General features: G+C 71.3%; 19 protein-coding genes. 10 read left to right on the top strand and 9 right to left on the bottom strand.

What is annotated here, in order from left to right:
* On the top strand, positions 1-218 hold a 218-nt coding region (locus D0T12_RS34185; RefSeq protein WP_147339688.1), incomplete at its 5' end, for an integrase core domain-containing protein.
* On the opposite strand, the gene D0T12_RS34180 is transcribed toward D0T12_RS34185, so the two are convergent.
* Positions 215-985 carry an SGNH/GDSL hydrolase family protein gene (locus D0T12_RS34180; protein ID WP_117405178.1) on the bottom strand — a complete coding sequence of 257 codons (771 nt, stop codon included), beginning with the start codon at positions 983-985 and terminating at the stop codon, positions 215-217. The two genes, D0T12_RS34185 and D0T12_RS34180, sit on opposite strands and share 4 nt — an antisense overlap.
* A gap of 215 nt (positions 986-1,200) precedes the next feature.
* On the opposite strand from D0T12_RS34180, the gene D0T12_RS34175 reads away from it, so the two are divergent.
* The 6 genes from D0T12_RS34175 to D0T12_RS34150 all read left to right on the top strand — a co-directional run bounded on the left by D0T12_RS34175 (position 1,201) and on the right by D0T12_RS34150 (position 7,195).
* The gene (locus D0T12_RS34175; protein ID WP_158581730.1) at positions 1,201-2,394 is read left to right on the top strand and encodes an acyltransferase family protein; all 1,194 of its coding nucleotides are present in this window, start codon (positions 1,201-1,203) and stop codon (positions 2,392-2,394) included.
* 204 nt (positions 2,395-2,598) lie between these two features.
* Complete coding sequence (locus tag D0T12_RS34170) at positions 2,599-3,621, top strand: LacI family DNA-binding transcriptional regulator (RefSeq protein WP_117405174.1); 1,023 nt, start codon at positions 2,599-2,601, stop codon at positions 3,619-3,621.
* A 167-nt stretch (positions 3,622-3,788) separates the two neighbouring features.
* Positions 3,789-4,907 (top strand): ABC transporter ATP-binding protein, encoded by a 1,119-nt coding sequence (locus tag D0T12_RS34165; RefSeq protein WP_117405172.1) that lies wholly within the window; start codon positions 3,789-3,791, stop codon positions 4,905-4,907.
* On the top strand, positions 4,907-5,557 hold the full coding sequence (locus D0T12_RS34160) for an ABC transporter permease (protein WP_117405171.1): 651 nt from the start codon (positions 4,907-4,909) through the stop codon (positions 5,555-5,557). The genes D0T12_RS34165 and D0T12_RS34160 overlap by 1 nt, the downstream gene beginning before the upstream one ends.
* On the top strand, positions 5,554-6,240 hold the full coding sequence (locus tag D0T12_RS34155) for an ABC transporter permease (RefSeq protein ID WP_117405198.1): 687 nt from the start codon (positions 5,554-5,556) through the stop codon (positions 6,238-6,240). Before D0T12_RS34160 ends, D0T12_RS34155 begins: the two co-directional genes overlap by 4 nt.
* A 34-nt stretch (positions 6,241-6,274) precedes the next feature.
* A complete protein-coding gene (locus D0T12_RS34150) occupies positions 6,275-7,195 on the top strand; it encodes an ABC transporter substrate-binding protein (protein WP_199487871.1) in 921 nt (306 codons plus the stop codon).
* A gap of 63 nt (positions 7,196-7,258) precedes the next feature.
* Here D0T12_RS34150 and D0T12_RS34145 read toward each other — a convergent pair whose 3' ends face one another.
* Positions 7,259-7,816, bottom strand: a complete 558-nt coding sequence (locus D0T12_RS34145; RefSeq protein WP_199487870.1) for a TetR/AcrR family transcriptional regulator — start codon at positions 7,814-7,816, stop codon at positions 7,259-7,261.
* Between the two features lie 103 nt (positions 7,817-7,919).
* On the opposite strand from D0T12_RS34145, the gene D0T12_RS34140 reads away from it, so the two are divergent.
* A complete protein-coding gene (locus D0T12_RS34140) occupies positions 7,920-8,981 on the top strand; it encodes a DUF2867 domain-containing protein (protein ID WP_117405193.1) in 1,062 nt (353 codons plus the stop codon).
* 13 nt (positions 8,982-8,994) lie between these two features.
* Here D0T12_RS34140 and D0T12_RS34135 read toward each other — a convergent pair whose 3' ends face one another.
* Complete coding sequence (locus D0T12_RS34135; RefSeq protein WP_117405168.1) at positions 8,995-9,630, bottom strand: response regulator transcription factor; 636 nt, start codon at positions 9,628-9,630, stop codon at positions 8,995-8,997.
* Entirely contained in the window at positions 9,627-10,763 is a 1,137-nt protein-coding gene (locus D0T12_RS34130) for a sensor histidine kinase (protein WP_199487869.1), read from the bottom strand. Before D0T12_RS34130 ends, D0T12_RS34135 begins: the two co-directional genes overlap by 4 nt.
* A 132-nt stretch (positions 10,764-10,895) precedes the next feature.
* Here D0T12_RS34130 and D0T12_RS34125 point away from each other — a divergent pair, with 132 nt between their 5' ends.
* Positions 10,896-11,279, top strand: coding sequence for a hypothetical protein (locus D0T12_RS34125; RefSeq protein ID WP_117405166.1), 384 nt, complete (start codon positions 10,896-10,898; stop codon positions 11,277-11,279).
* 4 nt (positions 11,280-11,283) lie between these two features.
* Here the strand turns inward: D0T12_RS34125 and D0T12_RS34120 are convergent, their stop codons facing one another.
* Entirely contained in the window at positions 11,284-11,922 is a 639-nt protein-coding gene (locus tag D0T12_RS34120; RefSeq protein WP_117405164.1) for a DUF4360 domain-containing protein, read from the bottom strand.
* 1,091 nt (positions 11,923-13,013) lie between these two features.
* Between D0T12_RS34120 and D0T12_RS34115 the strand changes: the two genes are divergently transcribed.
* Complete coding sequence (locus tag D0T12_RS34115) at positions 13,014-13,559, top strand: GNAT family N-acetyltransferase (RefSeq protein WP_233526469.1); 546 nt, start codon at positions 13,014-13,016, stop codon at positions 13,557-13,559.
* A 1-nt stretch (position 13,560) separates the two neighbouring features.
* On the opposite strand, the gene D0T12_RS34110 is transcribed toward D0T12_RS34115, so the two are convergent.
* The 4 genes from D0T12_RS34110 to D0T12_RS34095 all read right to left on the bottom strand — a co-directional run bounded on the left by D0T12_RS34110 (position 13,561) and on the right by D0T12_RS34095 (position 16,997).
* Entirely contained in the window at positions 13,561-14,322 is a 762-nt protein-coding gene (locus D0T12_RS34110) for a phosphotransferase (RefSeq protein ID WP_117405187.1), read from the bottom strand.
* A 76-nt stretch (positions 14,323-14,398) separates the two neighbouring features.
* The gene (locus D0T12_RS34105) at positions 14,399-15,220 is read right to left on the bottom strand and encodes an ABC transporter permease (RefSeq protein WP_117405162.1); all 822 of its coding nucleotides are present in this window, start codon (positions 15,218-15,220) and stop codon (positions 14,399-14,401) included.
* A complete protein-coding gene (locus D0T12_RS34100; RefSeq protein WP_117405160.1) occupies positions 15,217-16,137 on the bottom strand; it encodes an ABC transporter ATP-binding protein in 921 nt (306 codons plus the stop codon). The genes D0T12_RS34105 and D0T12_RS34100 overlap by 4 nt, the downstream gene beginning before the upstream one ends.
* A 167-nt stretch (positions 16,138-16,304) precedes the next feature.
* Positions 16,305-16,997, bottom strand: coding sequence for an arsenate reductase/protein-tyrosine-phosphatase family protein (locus D0T12_RS34095; protein ID WP_117405158.1), 693 nt, complete (start codon positions 16,995-16,997; stop codon positions 16,305-16,307).
* Positions 16,998-17,018: the final 21 nt, after the last annotated feature.

The following is a 17,018-nucleotide window of genomic DNA, read 5'->3' as shown; positions in this document are numbered from 1 at the left end:
CCCGCCCCTACCGGCCCCAAACCAACGGCAAGGTCGAACGCTTCCACCGCACCCTGCTCCAAGAATGGGCCTACGCCCGGCCCTACCACTCAGAAACCCAACGCCGCCAAGCCCTTGCGCCCTGGCTACACATCTACAACCATCACCGCGGACACACCGCACTGGGCGGCCAACCACCCGCCAGCCGCGTCACCAACCTCACGGGGCAGTACAGCTAGTCCTTCCGGACGGGCCGGTCGAGGCCCAGCCGTTGCAGGTCCGAGACCAGGCGGGTCGCCATGTAGCGGTGGCCCGCCGGGGTCGGATGGGTGCCGTCCCGCTTGATGAACCGGAAGGCGTTGCCCGTCCGCGCCTTCCGCGTCCCGGTGATCCACCGTTCGCCGATCGGGTCGACGAACGGGACGGCGAGCTGCCCCGCGAGGTGCTTCAGCGCGTTCCGGACGGCGACCGCGCCCGGCGTCGGCTCCCCCGAGCCCCACAGCGGGCCCATCAGCACGATGTGCGTGCCGGGCCAGCGCCGCTTCGCGCGGTCGAGCACCAGATGCGCCGCGGCGGCGACCTGTGGCGCCGGGACGCGCCAGTCGTTGTGACCGCCGGACACGATCAGCAGGTCCGGCGCGGGCCGCCAGCCGAGCTGGCCCTCGAACAGGCCGAGGTACGCGGCGCCCGCGCTCTTGTTGACGAACCCGGCTCCGGCGCGTCCGGCGGCGACGACCTGCCAGCCGAGGAGCCGCGCCGTGGCGGACGCGAACGTCGCCTCCGGGTCGAGGCCCCGGTCGCCGACGGTGTAGCTGTCGCCGAGGAACATCACCATGGACGGGCCCCGGCGGCGTTCCGGCCCGTCGCCCTGCCCCGGGCCGTCCGCAGCCGCGGACCGTTGCACCGACCCTTGGAACACGGAGCATCCCGTCGCGGACAGGGTCGCCACCAGCACCAGGCACAGCACGAGAGTCGCCGCGCCGCGTCGGGCGCGGCGAGAAGTCATCGGTGACCACCCATCGTCCAGGAGCACCCCATCGTCACGCCTCAATTGCGGGGGATGCACCGGCATCTTACTGATCTGGCGAACGCGCCGCGGGTGTACGCGGCGGTGTGACCGCCTCGTGTCCGGAACCGCCGTCGTGGAATCGCGTCCTCACCTCCACCCGCCGTTCACCTTCCGGCTCGGGCGCGGAAACCCGGCGCCGAGAGGGTTCCGCGGTGACCCGACGGGAACGGCTGCGCGAACTCGACCTGTTGCGCTTCCTCGCCGCGCTGGCGGTGGTGCTGTACCACTTCACGGGGTTCGGCGGGGCGGGCGCCTGGCCGGAGCCGTCCGCCGACGTCTTCCCCGAGATCGCGCCCGTCACCCGGTTCGGGTACCTCGGCGTGGACCTGTTCTTCGTCATCAGCGGGTTCGTGATCCTGATGAGCGCCTGGGGACGCGGGCCGGGGGAGTTCGGGGTGTCCCGGCTGGTCCGGCTGATGCCCGCGTACTGGGTGAGCGTGCTGCTCGGCGCGGCGATCCACGGCGTCTTCCGGCAGGGGAACGGCGTTCCCGGCCTCGTCCTTCCGAACCTGACGATGGTGCAGGGCGGGCTCGGGCTGCGGAACGTGGACGCCGTGTACTGGACGCTCTGGGTCGAGCTGCACTTCTACTTCCTCGCCGCGATCCTCGCCGCGGTCGGCATCGGCTACCGCTCCTGCCTGGTCTTCATGGCGCTCTGGATGTTCGGTGGGCTGTTCGCGGACGAGGCCGACCACAGGCTGCTCCAGGTGATCCTGGTGCCGACGTGGAGCCCGTACTTCATCGCGGGCATGGCGTTCTACCTGATCCACCGGTTCGGGCCGACCCTGCTGCTGTGGGGGTATGTCGCCGCCGCGTACCTGATGGCGCTGCGCTGGGGCGCGTGGCGCGCCGAGCACGCCTTCCGGGGCGCGGACGAGGTCGTGGTCAGCGCGGTCATCACCGGCATCTTCGCCGTGATGGCCCTCGTCGCGACGGGCAGGCTGCGTCGGCTGCGGTGGCGCGGGCTGACGGTCCTCGGCGCGCTCACGTATCCGCTGTACCTCGTCCACTCGCAGCTCGCGCTTCCCCTCCTGGACGCGCTGTACCCGGGGCTCGACCGGTGGACGGCGCTCGGCGTGGTGGTGGGCGCTTCCCTGGTGGCCGCCTACGCCGTGCACCGGCTCGTGGAACGTCCGGGCGCGGCATGGTTGCGAACCCGCCTGCACGCGTCGCTGGAGCCGGTGCGACGCTCCGAACCATTGGTGAAGTCGGTCGGCCGTGACGCTCGGGGGGAACACCGCGGTTCTGGCGTCGACGGGTCCGGGGTCGACGGTTCTGGGCCTCGTGACCGCTGTCGCGGCGTGGGCCCCGAGCGACCTCTGGATCGGAAGAAAACGCAGGTGTGACACGTCGGCGGGTGTGTGCGCTGAAGGGAATGTAGGTGTCCGGCCGATGTGAGCGGGCTTCGGCCGGACCCTCCGCCTCCGGTGGGCCCGTCTCCCCCGGTCGGGCTCACCGGAGGCTCCACCCGCCCGGGCCACCCCCGGCCATCATGTGGCCACCCCTGGTCAGCGCTCGTTTCGTCGGAGGCGGCATCTAGGGTTGGAAGGATGTCGGACAGGCGCAAGCGCGCGACCATCCGGGAAGTGGCGCAGGCGACGGGGCTGTCGCCCGCGGCCGTGTCGTACGCGTTGCGCGGCATCCAGACCTCGGAGGAGACACAGGAACGGGTCCGGGCGGCGGCCGCGGAACTCGGCTACGAGGCGCATCCGATCGCGCGGGCGCTGGCCAGGGGCCGCACCGACCAGGTGGGCCTGCTGTGCGGTTCCCTGGAGGACTACTGGCAGCAGTCCCTCGCCGTGGGCATCGGCCGGGCGCTGCTGGCCCGCGGACGCTACGCCCTCATCGTCGACGCGGGCGGCGACCCCGAGCGGGAGCTGGCGCTCGCCAGGCGGCTGCGCGACCAGCGGGTGGACGGCCTGATCGTCCAGCCGCTCGACCCGTCCGCCGCGCTGTGGGCGGAGCTGCCCGGGACGGTGCCGGTGGTGTCCATCGGGGACGCCCTGCGCGGCGGCACGGCGCAGGGGGAGGTCGTGTTCGACAACCGGCGCGGCGTCACGCTCGCGCTGGAGCATCTGCGCGACCTCGGGCACCGGCGGCTCACCGTGTTCACCTCCACCCGCGCGAGCACGCCCGACCGTCCCGCCGACGTGCACGTCAACGCCGAGGCCGAGCGGCTCGGGCTGCGGGTCGACGTGGTCGCCGTGCCGGAGCAGTCGTTCGCCGCCGCGACCGAGGTGGCCCTGCGGGTGCTGGACGGCCCGAACCGTCCCACCGCGGTGTTCTGCTTCGCCGACTCCATCGCCTACGGCGTCTACGCCGCCACCCGCGAACTCGGCCTCGCCGTTCCAGGCGACGTCGCGGTCTGCGGCTATGACGACCATCCGATGTCGGCGCTGCTCACCCCGCCGCTCACCACCGTCGACTGGGACATCGACGGAATCGTGGAATCGGCCGTCCAGCTCGTCGTGGACGTCATCGACGGCGAGGTCGACGGCGGGCCGCGTGAGCGCCGTGTCGTCCGGAAGCCGTCCCTGCGCGTCCGCGCCTCCACCGGCGAACGGCCCGGTTAGGAACCCGGGCATAAAGAACGGTACTTTCCCGGTATTACCGGTCGTTATGCTTAGGTCCGAGTTGCCGGATACCCCGGGACTCTGCGCCGACCGTGCGCATTGGTTACGGTTGACGCGAAGGCCTAAGTCGATCATCGGCGTCGAGGGCGCCCCACGAGGACAGAATCTTGATCACCTTTGAGGGCGTCACCAAGCGCTATCCGGGCGGCGCCGTCGCGTTGGACGACGTCAGCCTCGACTGCCCCACGGGCGAGATCACCGTGTTCGTCGGCACGTCGGGCGGCGGCAAGACCACGGCGCTGCGGGCCGTCAACCGGATGGTGGAGCCCACGTCCGGCCGGGTCCTCATCGACGGGCGGGACGTCCGCGAGCAAAGGCCCGCCGAGCTGCGGCGCGGCATCGGCTACGTCATCCAGCACGCCGGACTGTTCCCGCACCGCACCATCGAGGACAACATCGCCACCGTCCCGTACCTGCTGCGCTGGAACAAGAAGAAGGCGCGGGCACGGGCCCTGGAGCTGATGGAACGCGTCGGGCTCGACCACTCGATGGCGAAGCGGTACCCGTTCCAGCTGTCCGGCGGGCAGCAGCAGCGCGTCGGCGTCGCGCGGGCCCTCGCCGCCGACCCGCCGATCATGCTGATGGACGAGCCGTTCAGCGCCGTCGACCCCGTCGTCCGCGCCGAACTCCAGGACGAGTTCCTCCGCCTCCAGGACGAACTGCACAAGACGATCGTGTTCGTCACCCACGACATCGACGAGGCCATCAAGCTCGGCGACACCATCGCGGTGTTCCGGACCGGCGGAAAAGTCGCCCAGGTCGACACCCCAGAGAACCTCCTCGCCCACCCGGCCGACGACTTCGTCGCCGGATTCATCGGCCAGAACCGCGGCATCCGCACGCTGTCGTTCGCGGGGACGGGCGAGTTGCGACTCAGCGACGACGCGGTCCGTCCCGTGACCGCGGACGCCGCCGACCTCACCGGCCTGGACTGGATCCTCGTCGTCGACGAGGACCGCCGCCCCCTCGGCTGGACGCGGCCCGCGCAGATCGGCGGCTCCCTGTCCGAGGCGCCGCTCGCACCGGTCGGCCCCACGTTCCGCGTCGGATCGGACTCGGTGCGCGTCGCGTTGGACGCAGCCGTCCTGTCGCCGTCCGGCCTCGCGGTCGGCGTCGACGACGCGGGCGCGGTCGTCGGGACCGCCGCCGGCAGCGACCTGCTCGCCGTCCCCACGCACGGCAACGGCGCCGGAGGCACCGGTCACGGCGCCGGGAGCGACGGCTGATGGACATCGACTGGGCGTGGATCGCCGACCATCGCGACTCGCTCACCGAGCACGCGCTGGTCCATCTCCGGCTGGCGCTGCTCCCGGTGCTGTTCGGGCTGCTCATCGCGCTGCCGCTCGGCGTGCTGTGCCGCCGCTGGGGCTGGCTCTACCCGCCCGCGCTCACCATCGCGAACATCCTGTACGCGGTCCCGTCGCTCGCCCTCTTCATGATCTTCATTCAGTACACGGGGCTGACCGCGTCCACCGTCATGATCCCGCTGACCCTGTACAGCCTGTCGGTGCTGATCCCGAACGTGGTGGACGGTCTCGCGTCGGTGTCCGAACCCGTCCGGCAGGCCGCCACCGCCATGGGCTTCGGAACGCTCCGCCGCCTCATGCAGGTGGAGCTGCCGATCGCGGTGCCGGTCGTCATCGCCGGGACCCGGGTCGCGGCCGTGTCGTCCATCAGTCTCGTCGCCGTCGGCCAGCTGATCGGGCAGGGCGGCCTCGGCTACGACATCATCCGCGGCTACCAGCTCCAGTTCCAGACGCAGATCGTCGCGGCCACCGTCCTGATCGTCCTGCTCGCCCTCGTCACCGACGCGATCCTGGTCACCGTCCAGCGCCTCCTCACCCCGTGGGCGCGGGCACGCGGAGGCGCCTCGTGAACGAACTGTGGAACCAGATCGAACTCTCCTGGACGTGGCTGACCGCGTCCTCCCAGTGGCACGGTCCCGACGGAATCCCGCACCGCCTGCTCCAGCACGTCTGGTACAGCGGGGTGTCGCTGCTGTGCGCCGCCGTGATCGGGCTGGCCCTCGGTCTACTCGCCGGTCACACCGGCCGCGGCGGCTTCCTCGCCATCACCCTCGCCAACGTCGCCCGCGCGATCCCCACCTTCGGGCTCGTCCTGTTCGTCGTCGTCATCGACTACAGCATCACGCCGGTCCTGGTCGCGCTCGTCGCGCTGGCCGTCCCGCCCATCCTCGTCAACACCTTCGAGGGCGTCCGCGGCGTCGACCCCGACGCGAAGGACGCCGCCCGCGGGGTCGGCATGACCGGCTGGGGCGTGCTGTGGCACGCCGAGCTGCCGATGGCGCTGCCGCTGATCCTGCTCGGGCTCCGCACGTCCGCGATCCAGGTCGTCGCCACCGCCACCATCGCCGCCTATCCGGGTTTCGGCGGCCTCGGCCGCTACATCATCGACGGCCTGGCCAGGGGCGACTACCAGCTCGTCGTCGGCGGCACGGTCCTGGTGGTGGCGCTCGCGCTGATCGTCCAGCTGATCTTCGCGGGCCTGCGCCGTCTCGTCGTCTCACCGGGCCTGCTCGGCTCCGCCCGCCCCTCCTGACCGCCCGCCCCTGCTGACCGAAGGACAAGGAACCATGAAGAAACTGATCCGTGGCGCGGTCGTCGGCCTCGTGGCCGCCCTGACCCTGACCGCCTGCGGCGGGGACTCCGGCGACAACGACAACCCGCTCGCCGGAGGCGGCGACGGCGGCACCGTCACCGTCGGCGGCGCCAACTTCCCCGAGAGCAACCTCCTCGGCGAGATCTACGCCCAGGCCCTCGAAGCGAAGGACCTCAAGGTCACCCGCAAGTTCAACATCGGCGCCCGCGAGGTCTACTACGACCAGGTCGTCAAGGGCGGCATCGGCGTCATGCCCGAGTACAACGGGGCGCTGCTGACCACGTCCGTCGACAAGAGCAGCACCGCCGCGACCACCGAGGAGATCAACGCGGCGCTCAAGGCGAAGCTGCCGCCGTCCGTCGAGATCCTGAACTCCGCGCAGGCCGAGGACAAGGACTCCGTCACCGTCAACGCGCAGACGGCCGCCAAGTACAACCTCAAGTCCATCGCCGACCTTCGACCGGTCGCGAAGGAACTCGTCATCGCGGGCCCGTCGGAGTTCAAGACCCGCCGCCAGGGCCTCGTCGGCCTCAAGGACGCCTACGGCCTCGAATTCAAGAAGTTCCAGCCCTTCGACGCCGGAGCCCAGGCCACCCTGGTGAAACTCCTCACCGAGAACGAGATCCAGGCCGCCGACCTGTTCACCACCGACCCGACGATCCAGCAGAACAAACTCGTCGTCCTGGAAGACCCGAAGAACGTCTTCAGCGCCCAGAACGTCACGCCGCTCGTCCACGAGTCGTCGGTGAACGCCACGGGACGGGCCGCCCTGAACGCCGTGTCCGCCAAGCTCACCACCCAGGACCTCCTCGACATGATGAAGCGCGTCGTCATCGACAAGGAGGATCAGGAGAAGGTCGCCGAAGCCTGGCTCAAGAAGTCCGGCCTGGTCTGACCCGCACCACCGCGCAGGGCCCCGCTCCGTCCCCCGGAGCGGGGCCCTGCCGCGTCGGTGGGGTCAGTGGTCAGGGGTGAAGAGCAGGTCGGTGGCGCGGGCGAGGACCTGGGCGCGGGTGCGGCCGCCATGGTCGGCGGCGAGGAAGTGGTTGCCGATCGCCGCGCAGAAGGCGAGCAGGCTGCGGGCCTCGACCTCGTCGGGGTCGGCGCAGAGGCCCCCGATCACCTCGCGCAGCAGGTCCATGCGCCGGTTGTCCACCCGCCGGAGCCGCTCGGCGACCGCCTCGTCCCGCCGGGCCCAGTCGCGGACCGCGAGGTCGATGGGCAGCAGCCGGTCGCCGGAGAACGTGAGCGCGCCCGCGAGCCGGGCCATGGCCTTCGGATCGTCGGTCTCCCGTCTCGCGCGGTCGATCACGTCGTCCGTGCTCTCCCGCTCCCAGGCGTCCAGCATCGCCTCCAGCAGCGCCTCACGGTCGGCGAAGTACCCGTAGAAGCCGCCCTTGGTGACACCGAGCCGCTTCGCGAGGGCCTCGACGCGGACGGCGTCCGGACCGCCCTCGGCCAGCGCCCGCAGACCCTCCTCGACCCACCGGTCACGCGGCGTGCGAACAGCGGCCACGATGTGTCCCACCTCACCATTCCCACGTATATACGCACCCGTATATCTGGCTTAGCCTCATGTTGTACGCAAGCGTATATTCGACGGGAAGGTGATGGCGACCATGAGGCTCCCGGCAGCCGCCCACACTGCTCAACCCTGGCGGATCCACGAGCTCGCTCCCGACTTCCGGTTGCAGGACGTGTGGGCGTTCCGCACGTCCGCCGAAGGGCCGGACGACTTTCCCGGGGCACTCGCCGCGATCCGGGCGGCCGACAACCCTGAGACCGACCCCCTGCCGATCCGGTTCCTGTTCGCGGTGCGCTGGAAGCTCGGTGCGCTCCTCGGCTGGGACGACGACAAGCAGGGTGTCGCGAAGCGCGTCCGGTCGTTGCGCACCCGCCTGCCGGAGGACTCCGGACTCACGAGCCACGGATCCGACCGCCTGCCCCTGACCGCCGTCTACGAACTCGACGACGAAGCCGCCCTCGAACTGGCGAACCGGACCGTCCACGCGGTCATGCACCTCGGGTGGGTACCGGCCGCGGACGGCGAACACGAACTGCGCATGGCGGTCCTCGTGAAGCCCAACGGCCTGTTCGGACGGTTGTACATGGCCGCCATCGCGCCGTTCCGCCACCTGATCGTCTACCCGTCGCTGACCCGTCGCTGGGAGGCCGCGCTGAGCGGCGCCGTCCCGGCCACCGTCGAGGGAACCCGCGACGTCCCCGCGGACCTCCGCGCGCTCAGCTCGATGCCGGACGCCGACTACGCCGACATGTTCACCATCCCCACCACCGTGGACGCGACCCCCGAGCAATGGGCCCGAGCGATGTTCGGCGACGTCCCCACCGTGGGGGAGCGGCTGCTCTGGCGCGGCCTGCTCGGGTTGCGCCTCGCCCGTGGTCGGTCACCGGACACCGTGGCCGGATGGCGGATCACCGAACGAGGCGACGGCTGGATCCGGCTTGAGGCGGCCTCCTGGTTCGTGAGCGGCAACCTGGTCGTCCGAGCGGCGGACGGCCGGGTGTCCCTCATCACCCATCTGCGTTACGACCGTCTCCCCGGCCGTCTCCTGTGGCCCGCGATGTCCGCCGTCCACCGCCGCCTGGCACCCGGCCTGCTCCGCGACACGGTGGCGAAGGTCAAGGCGTCCCGCGAGGAGAAGGTCCCGGCCTCCACGTGAGGCCCACGGCCGGTCAGCCGGACGCCAGGCCCGCGCGCACGGCGAACACGGCCAGCCGGACCCGGTTCGAACAGTCGGTCTTGGCCAGCAGCGCGGCGACATGCGTCTTCACCGTCGTCACCCCGACGTGCAGCCGTGCGGCGATCTCCTGGTTGGACAGCCCGGCCGCGACCAGCGCCAGCACCTCTCGCTCGCGTGGGGTGAGGTCGCCCGGGTCGGCCACCGCCCGGACGCTCACCGCCCGTCCGACGAGGCGTCCGAGCACCTCCTGGCTGAACGGGGTGCCGCCCGCGACGGCCTTGCGCACGGCGTCGAGCAGGTCACCCGGCGGCGCGCTCTTCAGGAGAAAGCCGCAGGCCCCGGCGGCGAGCGCCGGATACAGGTGGTCGTCGTCGCCGAACGTCGTCAACGCCAGCACCCGCGTGGACGGGTGCGCCGCCACGATGCGCTCGGTGGCGGCGGCGCCGTCCAGGCCCGGCATCCGCAGGTCCATGAGAACCACGTCGGGGCCGAGCCGTCCGGTCAGGGCCACCGCCTCCACGCCGTCGGCCGCCTCCCCGACGACCCGCACGTCGCCGGCCGACTCGCAGAGCATGCGCAGCCCCATCCGCACGAGCTGCTGGTCGTCGGCGACCAGGACGCGGATCACGGCCGCGCCGTCACGGGCAGGGGAAGCTCGGCCGCCAGCCTCCACCCGGACCCGGTCGGGCCCGCCTCGAAGGTCCCGCCGAGCAGGTCCACCCGTTCGCGCATCCCGCTGAGCCCGTGGCCGGGGTCACCGGGCGCGCCGTGCCCGTCGTCGTCGATGACCAGGTGGACGGCGCCGGGCCCCACCCGCGCGGACAGGTGCACCGTCGCGTCCGGCCCGGCGTGCTTGGCGACGTTGGCGAGCCCCTCCTGGACGAGCCGCAGCAGCGTGACGCCCCGGACGGGGTCCAGCCGCGCCACCGCCGGGTCGATCGACGCCTCCGCCGCCATGCCCGCGGACCGCCGCCGCTCGACCACCCGTGCCAGGGCGGCGGGCAGCGCGTCCGGCTCGATCGGCGGCGGCTCCCCGCGCGCCGTGGCCGGGTCCCGCAGCACCGCCACCAGATGGCTGAGATCGTCCAGCGCGGCGGTGCCCGTGGCGTGCAGTTCGTCCAGCACCTTGCCGACCTCGGGCGCGGAGTCCGGAAGGACGTGCCGGGCCACGCCGACGCGCAGGACCATCGACGACACGTGATGGGCGACCAGGTCGTGCAGCTCTCTGGCGATCGTGGTGCGCTCGGCGGTGCGGGCGGCGTGCGCCTCGGCGGCGGCCCGCTCCCGCGCGGCCCGCGCCGCCGCCCGCGCGGAACGGATGTAGGCGCCCGCGAGCAGCAGGACGGTGAGGAAGACCACGACCCGGAACAGCGCGGGCGGCACCGTCCCGGGCGGCTCACCGATCCATCCGCAGGCGACCGCCAACGCGAACGCCGCCGCTCCGGCGAGCGACTCCCGTGCCGGGCGGCGCACCGCCAGCTCGAAGAGCGCGACCGCCAGCATGCCCTTCACCGGTGTCACCATGGTCGAGCCCGCGCCCTCGACGAGCCCCAGGACCACCGCCAGCCCCGCGACGGCGGGCGACGGCAGCCGCGCCGCGGCCGTGTACACGCCGTACGCGGCCAGCACCAGCACCCAGTCGGCGCCCCGTTCCGGACGGTGCATGAGCGCCAGATCACCGGCCACCAGGACGGCGACGAGCCCCGAACGCAGCGGCGCGAACCGGCGCGACAGGAGGTTCTCCACCCGGTCGGCGAACACACGCACATCCTAGGTCGCCGCCCACGGAGCCGATCTCCACCGCGAGCAGGAGCCCGCGCTCCTCCAAGTGGCCGCTGTTTCACGGCCCGCCGCCCGATGCGTCCCGGACGCCCGTCCCGCTGTGCTGGAAGCATGAACCTCATCCGCTTCGGTCGCGTGTTCGCGGTCGTCATCAGCGTGTCCACGTTCGTCTTCCTGTTCCTGCACGACTCCTGGCGCGACGACAACCTCTTCCTCGTGCCGGACCTGATCCTCTGTGCGCTGCTGCTGGGCGCCGCGACCCTGCCCGTCCCGTACGCGGCCCCCGCGCTGGGGTTCACCCTCGCGATGAGCACGGGCGTCTTCACCGTGTCGGTCTCCTCGTACGCGGTCCGCGGAGAACTCGGCACCGCCAGCCTCCTCGGCACCGCCGCGTGCGCCACCGTGGCGGCCCTCCTGCACGCGCACCTGCTCAGGCACGGCCCCGGGAAAGCCCGGCGACCCGGCCACCGGAAAGGCGATCACCTGTCTCGATGACCCGTCACGGACAGGTTCTCCATGCGAAACGGTAGGCGCTGCCAAGGCCGGAGTTCATGTCCATGACACTCGCATTGGACGTGTCAGAGCCGGACAAGACCAGTTCGGTGCTGAGGATCAGGCCCCACTTCTCACCGCACGGCACCCAGAAGAGCTGAGCGCCGCCGCGCGTCTCGCTGATCACCCAGTCTTCGTTCCCGGGCCCCTTGATGTCGCGCCGGAGCGGGTGGCGATCCGAATGGTTGCCGTAGTAATGCGCTGACCGGAAGATGGCCCGCACCCCGGATTCCAACCGCATGGAGCCGCGATGGTCAGACCCGGCGACCGCGTAGGTGAGCCCCTCCGGAAGCGTGACCTTCAGACCGAGCCGGCAGTTCCGCCGGGCATCCGACGGCCTGGCATCGCCACCGATCCTGACCGCGTAGGCGCTGTATCTGACGACGAATCCGTTCGCGTCGGCCTCGACCGTCGCGGACCCGTCCGGGCACCCCGAGCCGTTCACATACCCGATCTCGATCTCGGGCACACCGCGCGTGGAGGCCGCGGACACCGGCGCCGCCACGAGAACGGCCAGGCCCAGAACGCCGACCACAGCGACGTTCATCTGGATCTCGTTTTTCCCCCTTGCTCTGGTGTCCGTCATGGTGGAACCCCCTGGCGAAGGATCGGGCCATGGCCGCGGCCACAGGAGCCGCGCAGCCGGGAAATCCACAAGAACACCGGTTCCAGCCAGGGTCAACAATGAACGCGTTTTCTGGCGCCGTTAACATTTGTCGCTGTGACGCGGAGCGTCGATGAACACGCGTAGTCGCCCCGGGCCGGGTCGCTACCTGGCGGTCGCGGCGGGCGCCGGACTCCAGGTCGGCGTTGATGTGCTGCCTCTCACGGCGTCTCCGTAGGAGTCCGACAGGCGTCGGACGCGCCTCGCAGGCGATTTCGACCAAGAAAGTATGAGATTCCGACGCGTTCGGCTCGTCAACGTAACCGGGAAGGCGCTCGCCGGGCGGGTCGGGCTTCGGTTACCGGGTGCGGTCCTGGAGGCCCCACGGCCGGTCCGTAGTCGAAGTGTGGCGCGGTCCGGGGAGTCCGCTCCGCGCGGTGGGGGAGCGCTTCGCGATGCGGGCAGGCCCAGGTGTCGGCGACCTGTCGCGCAATTGGGCAGCAGCGCGTACAGGGTGTCGCCCGGACAGGAAATGGTGCTTCCGCCTGCCTTATGGGGCGTGTTCCGGCTGATGTCCGTTCATGCTGGCGTAAAAAGCAGAAGTGTGAACATCACAAAGGGAATGATCAGCCCACAGGCAAGCCACGGCGACACGATATGGCGCAAATCCTGGATAACTGGCTTCTCATCGGCTCGCTTTCGGGACGTCATCTCTGTTGGCGGACACCTCGTACATTGCCTGTCGCATCGGTCGTCCCGTGAGATGGGAAACGCGTTCCGCATATCGCATTCGGCCTGCTTGTTCGTATGAATTGGGATACCCTCTTCGTTAAGAGGGCGGCGGGATCGAGGAGCCGTGCTCGGTGCGGCGGGCGTGGAGGCGTGTGCTGGTGCCGTGGGACTGGGGAGTTCGCGGAAGGGACAATGTCGTCGACCTCGTTGACAGCCGTGTGCGGGTGGGTGATCTGGTGGCGCGTGCCGGGGCGGCGGAGAATTGAGGGGGCGCCCATGGGCGGCTCCCGGCGCCCCGCTAAGGTCGGGCGGAGGTTTCGAATGCGGGAATGGCGGTGCGGATGACGGAGGTAGAGGTGCGCATCCGGATAGGGAAGCCGGCGGACGTTCCGGCGGTCGTGGCGCTCTACGACGGGGCGGTCGAATGGCTCGCCGCCACCGGTCGCTCGGGGCAGTGGGGGACGGAGCCGTGGTCGGCGAACCCGAGGCACGTCGCGCGGGTTCAGCGGTTCGCCGATTCCGGGGAGATGCGCGTCGCCGAGCGCGGGGACGCTCTCGTCGGCGCCATGCGGCTGGGGCCCGCTCCGCGGTTCATCCCTCCCGTGGATGAGCCGGAGCTTTTCCTGGAAGCCCTCGTCATCGACCGGCGGTGCGCGGGGTCGGGAATCGGCGCGGCGTTGTTGGACCATGCCCGTGCCGAGGCCGTCCAGCAGGGAATCGGCCTGCTCAGGCTCGAATGCTGGGCGGGCGGCGACCAGGGCCTCGTCCGTTACTACGAGCGGGCGGGTTTCGTCCAGACCGGACGCATCAAGTCGGCCATTGGCAATGAAGACTGGGAGGGGGCCATCCTCGCCCAGCGGCTCGAACCCAGAGCGCAGGCCTGCTGATTCAGGCGCGCCAGAACGACGTGGGAAGGGCCCGGATTTCGTCCGCAGCCTGTTCCAGTTGTTCGGCGAAGGGCTGGAGAGACGTCCGGCCGTCGGCCACCATTCTGCGGATGATGGCCGCCTGCCGGAGGGCCCGGTCGACGATGACGTCCGCGAACGCGCCGCGGTCGCCGTCGTGACCGTAGGCGTCCAGCAGGAGGTGCAGCCGCCGCGACCGGTCCTCGAACGCGGTGAACCCCTGGAACTCGGCGACGTGCCGGGCGTGCAGCGGCACCCAGGTCAGCGCCAGATGGGCCAGGTCGAACTCGCGCGTCGAGGGCGCGGCGGTGTCCCAGTCGACGAATCCGACGAGATCGTCGTCTCGCCAGACCGCGTTGTACGGCGAGGCGTCGTGATGGCCGATGACCAGGCCGGGCCGCCAGGTCCCGGCGAACCAGGTCGCGTCGCCGGGTGGGACGAAGGCCGCCGTGATGTCGTGCAACCGTCGCATCCACGCGGCGACCTGGCGCAGCGCCGTGTCCGAATGCGGCCACGGCGGCCAGGGATGGCGTTCGCCGATGGTGTCGCCGCGCAGGAACGTCAGGACCTCCCGGCCCTGATCGTCGAAGCCCAGGACCCGGGGCGCGCCGTCGAACCCGGCCGCCTCCAGATGACGTAGAACCGCGTGCACGGTGCGCGTCCACGGGTTCGCCGGTCGGTGAACCGTGTCGCCGACGCGGACCCCGCCCACGTGCCTGCCGCCGGGTAGGAGTTCCTCGTCCACCCTGGCGTTGTATCTCGCGGGCGACGGGTCGCGCACTCGGTTTTCCGGCACGCCATCTGGAGGCGGATGCGGGCGGTCAGGCGTCGCGGCGGCGGAGCACGGTGATTCCGCCCCACGCCGCCGCCGCCGTCCAGGCCGCGAGGATCGCCAGTGCGACGACCGTCGGATAGGGGCCGTCGCCGTTCATCATGTGGCGGCCCGCGCTGCTCGGAAGGCCGTCCGCGACGTCCTTGAGCAGTTCCGAGCCGGTGTTCACGAGCGTGATCGGAAGCACCAGGACGAAGATGAACGCGGTCGTCAGCGTCGCCGCCGTGCTGCGGAGCATGGCGCCGACGCCCATGACGAGCACGCTCATCAGCGACAGGTACAGGCCGATCGTCAACGCGTCGTGCACGAGGTCACCGGCGTCCACGCGGCCCCACTCGTCGAGCCAGAACCACGCGACCACCGAGCCGATCAGCGTGAGGAGCACCGCGGTCGGGAAGACGACCGCCACCGCGACGGCCGCCTTCGACCACAGCATCCGGCCCCGGGGCGGCACCCACTGGAGCGTGGCCCGGATGCTTCCCGTCGCGTACTCGCCGGTGACCATGAGGAGGGCGATGGCGAGCACCACGAACTGGACCGTCTCCACCGCACCGGTGGCGATGTCGCCGACCGAGACCACCCCGGGCGGTCCCTCCGGGCCCGGGTCCTTGTTGTTCGCCACCGTCGCCTCGGCCATGATCATGGAGACCAGCCCCATCAGCAGGCCCGCGCCGAACAGGCCCCACCAGGTGGACCGCAGCGACCACAGCTTCGTCCACTCCGCGGCCAGCGCGCCGGGAAGGCCACCGCCGGACGGGGTGCCCGGCAGGTGGCCGATCCTGACGCCCGGCGGTTCGACACTCGTGGTCATCGTCGTGCCTCCGCCGTTCCGGTGCCGTACTCCACGCTTGCTCCCGTCAGGTTCATGTACGCCTCCTCCAGGGACGCCGTCACGGCGCTCAGTTCGAGCACCGGAACGGAGATCTCATGGGCCATCAGGCCGATCCGGTCCACGGACAGTCCCGTGACCTGCAATTCCTCATCGGTCGTGCGTCGCACCGTGGCGCCGACGGCGGCGAGCCGAGCCGCCAGTTCCGCCGCGCGGGGGCTGCGCACGCGGACGCTGTCGCCGGAGCCGCGGGCGATCACGTCCGCGATCGGGGCGTCCGCGAGCACGCGCCCGCGCCCGAGGACGACGAGCCGGTCCGCCGTCAGCTGCATCTCGCTCATGAGATGCGACGACACGAACACCGTGCGGCCCTCGGCGGCGAGGCCCCGCATCAGCCGCCGGACCCACAGCACGCCGTCCGGGTCGAGCCCGTTCACCGGCTCGTCGAACATCAGCACCTCCGGGTCGCCGACGAGAGCCCCGGCGATGCCCAGCCGTTGCCGCATGCCCAGGGAGAACGAGCCGACGCGCTTGCCCGCGACCGATTCGAGGCCGACGATCCCCAGCACCTCGTCCACCCGCGTCCGGGGAATCCCGTTGCTGCGCGCCATCGCCAGCAGGTGCGCCCGCGCCGGGCGGCCGGGATGCACGAAACCCGCGTCGAGGAGCGCCCCGACCTCGCGCAGCGGACGCGGCAGCCCCAGGTACCGGCGTCCGCCGACGAGCGCCTCGCCCGCCGTGGGACGGTCCAACCCGACGATCATGCGCATGGTCGTGGACTTCCCGGCCCCGTTGGGACCGAGGAACCCGGTGACCTTTCCCGCCGCCACCTCCAACGTCAGACCGTCCACCGCGGTCTTGTCCCCGAACCGTTTCGTCAGTCCTCGCAAAGTGATCACTCGGGGTCTCCTGCCCGATCGTCCGGCTTGGCGAGAACGAACCTAGGAGCCCGGAACCGGCCGTCACACCGCCCGAACGCCAGCCGTCACCCCTGCCTTTCGTCAGGAGTTCACCGGCGTGGGCCCCGGCTCCCGGCAGGTGCGCGGCGGCCCGCGGAACGGTCCGATCAGTTCGCGGGGGCGGGTTCCGGCGGGGTGGTGATGGAGGCGAGCCAGTCGATGCGCTCGGCGAGCCGCCCGAAGACCTCCTCGAAGATCTCCTCGGTGTCGATCGGGCCCGGATCCGGGACGGACCAGTGGGCGCGCCGGGGCGCGGGGCCCAGCTCCCGGTAGGCGTTGTCGCACACGGCGACCAGCAGGTCCGTGGAGGTCACCACGTCGTCGACGTGCGCGGTGTCGTGGGTCCGCAGCCGCAGCCCGTGCCGGTGGGCGGTGCTGACCGCGCGGGGGTGGACGCGCGGCGCGGGGTCGATGCCCGCGGACGCGACCGGGATCGTGGAACGGTCCGCCCAGATGGCGGCGGCGAGCGGCGACCGTGCCCCGTTGCGGGTGCAGACGAACACCACCCGCGACACCGTCAGCGGCGCGATGGGATTCAGGGCCCGCAGCGCGGCGGGGATCAGCCGCACATAGGTGCGGCGCCGGTCGGCGTCCGAGCGCGTCCGCCCGACGAGGCCCGCCTGCTGGAGCACGCCCAGATGGTGGGCCAGCAGGTTGGACGGCATGCCGAGGGCGCGGCCGAGCTCCCCCGGAGCCACGTCGCCGATCATCAGTGCCTCGACTATCGCCAGCCGTGCCGGGTCGCCCAGCGCGTGATGCGCGGCCGCCCGCCCCCGAAGCGATGATGGGTCAATCGCCATTGAGTCAATCGTCGTTGATGT

It is taken from the genome of Actinomadura spongiicola, assembly GCF_003432485.1.
GTDB lineage: Bacteria > Actinomycetota > Actinomycetes > Streptosporangiales > Streptosporangiaceae > Spirillospora > Spirillospora spongiicola.
Note: the sequence above shows the minus strand (reverse complement) of the source record. Positions and strands in the feature narration are given on the sequence as shown.

Bases quoted from the DNA above. Each gene is read 5' to 3' on its own strand.
- D0T12_RS34180 (WP_117405178.1), bottom strand. From the start codon at position 985: ATGACTTCTCGCCGCGCCCGACGCGGCGCGGCGACTCTCGTGCTGTGC.
- D0T12_RS34170 (WP_117405174.1), top strand. From the start codon at position 2,599: ATGTCGGACAGGCGCAAGCGCGCGACCATCCGGGAAGTGGCGCAGGCG.
- D0T12_RS34160 (WP_117405171.1), top strand. From the start codon at position 4,907: ATGGACATCGACTGGGCGTGGATCGCCGACCATCGCGACTCGCTCACC.
- D0T12_RS34150 (WP_199487871.1), top strand. From the start codon at position 6,275: ATGAAGAAACTGATCCGTGGCGCGGTCGTCGGCCTCGTGGCCGCCCTG.
- D0T12_RS34140 (WP_117405193.1), top strand. From the start codon at position 7,920: ATGAGGCTCCCGGCAGCCGCCCACACTGCTCAACCCTGGCGGATCCAC.
- D0T12_RS34125 (WP_117405166.1), top strand. From the start codon at position 10,896: ATGAACCTCATCCGCTTCGGTCGCGTGTTCGCGGTCGTCATCAGCGTG.
- D0T12_RS34120 (WP_117405164.1), bottom strand. From the start codon at position 11,922: ATGACGGACACCAGAGCAAGGGGGAAAAACGAGATCCAGATGAACGTC.
- D0T12_RS34115 (WP_233526469.1), top strand. From the start codon at position 13,014: ATGACGGAGGTAGAGGTGCGCATCCGGATAGGGAAGCCGGCGGACGTT.
- D0T12_RS34105 (WP_117405162.1), bottom strand. From the start codon at position 15,220: ATGACCACGAGTGTCGAACCGCCGGGCGTCAGGATCGGCCACCTGCCG.
- D0T12_RS34095 (WP_117405158.1), bottom strand. From the start codon at position 16,997: ATGGCGATTGACCCATCATCGCTTCGGGGGCGGGCGGCCGCGCATCAC.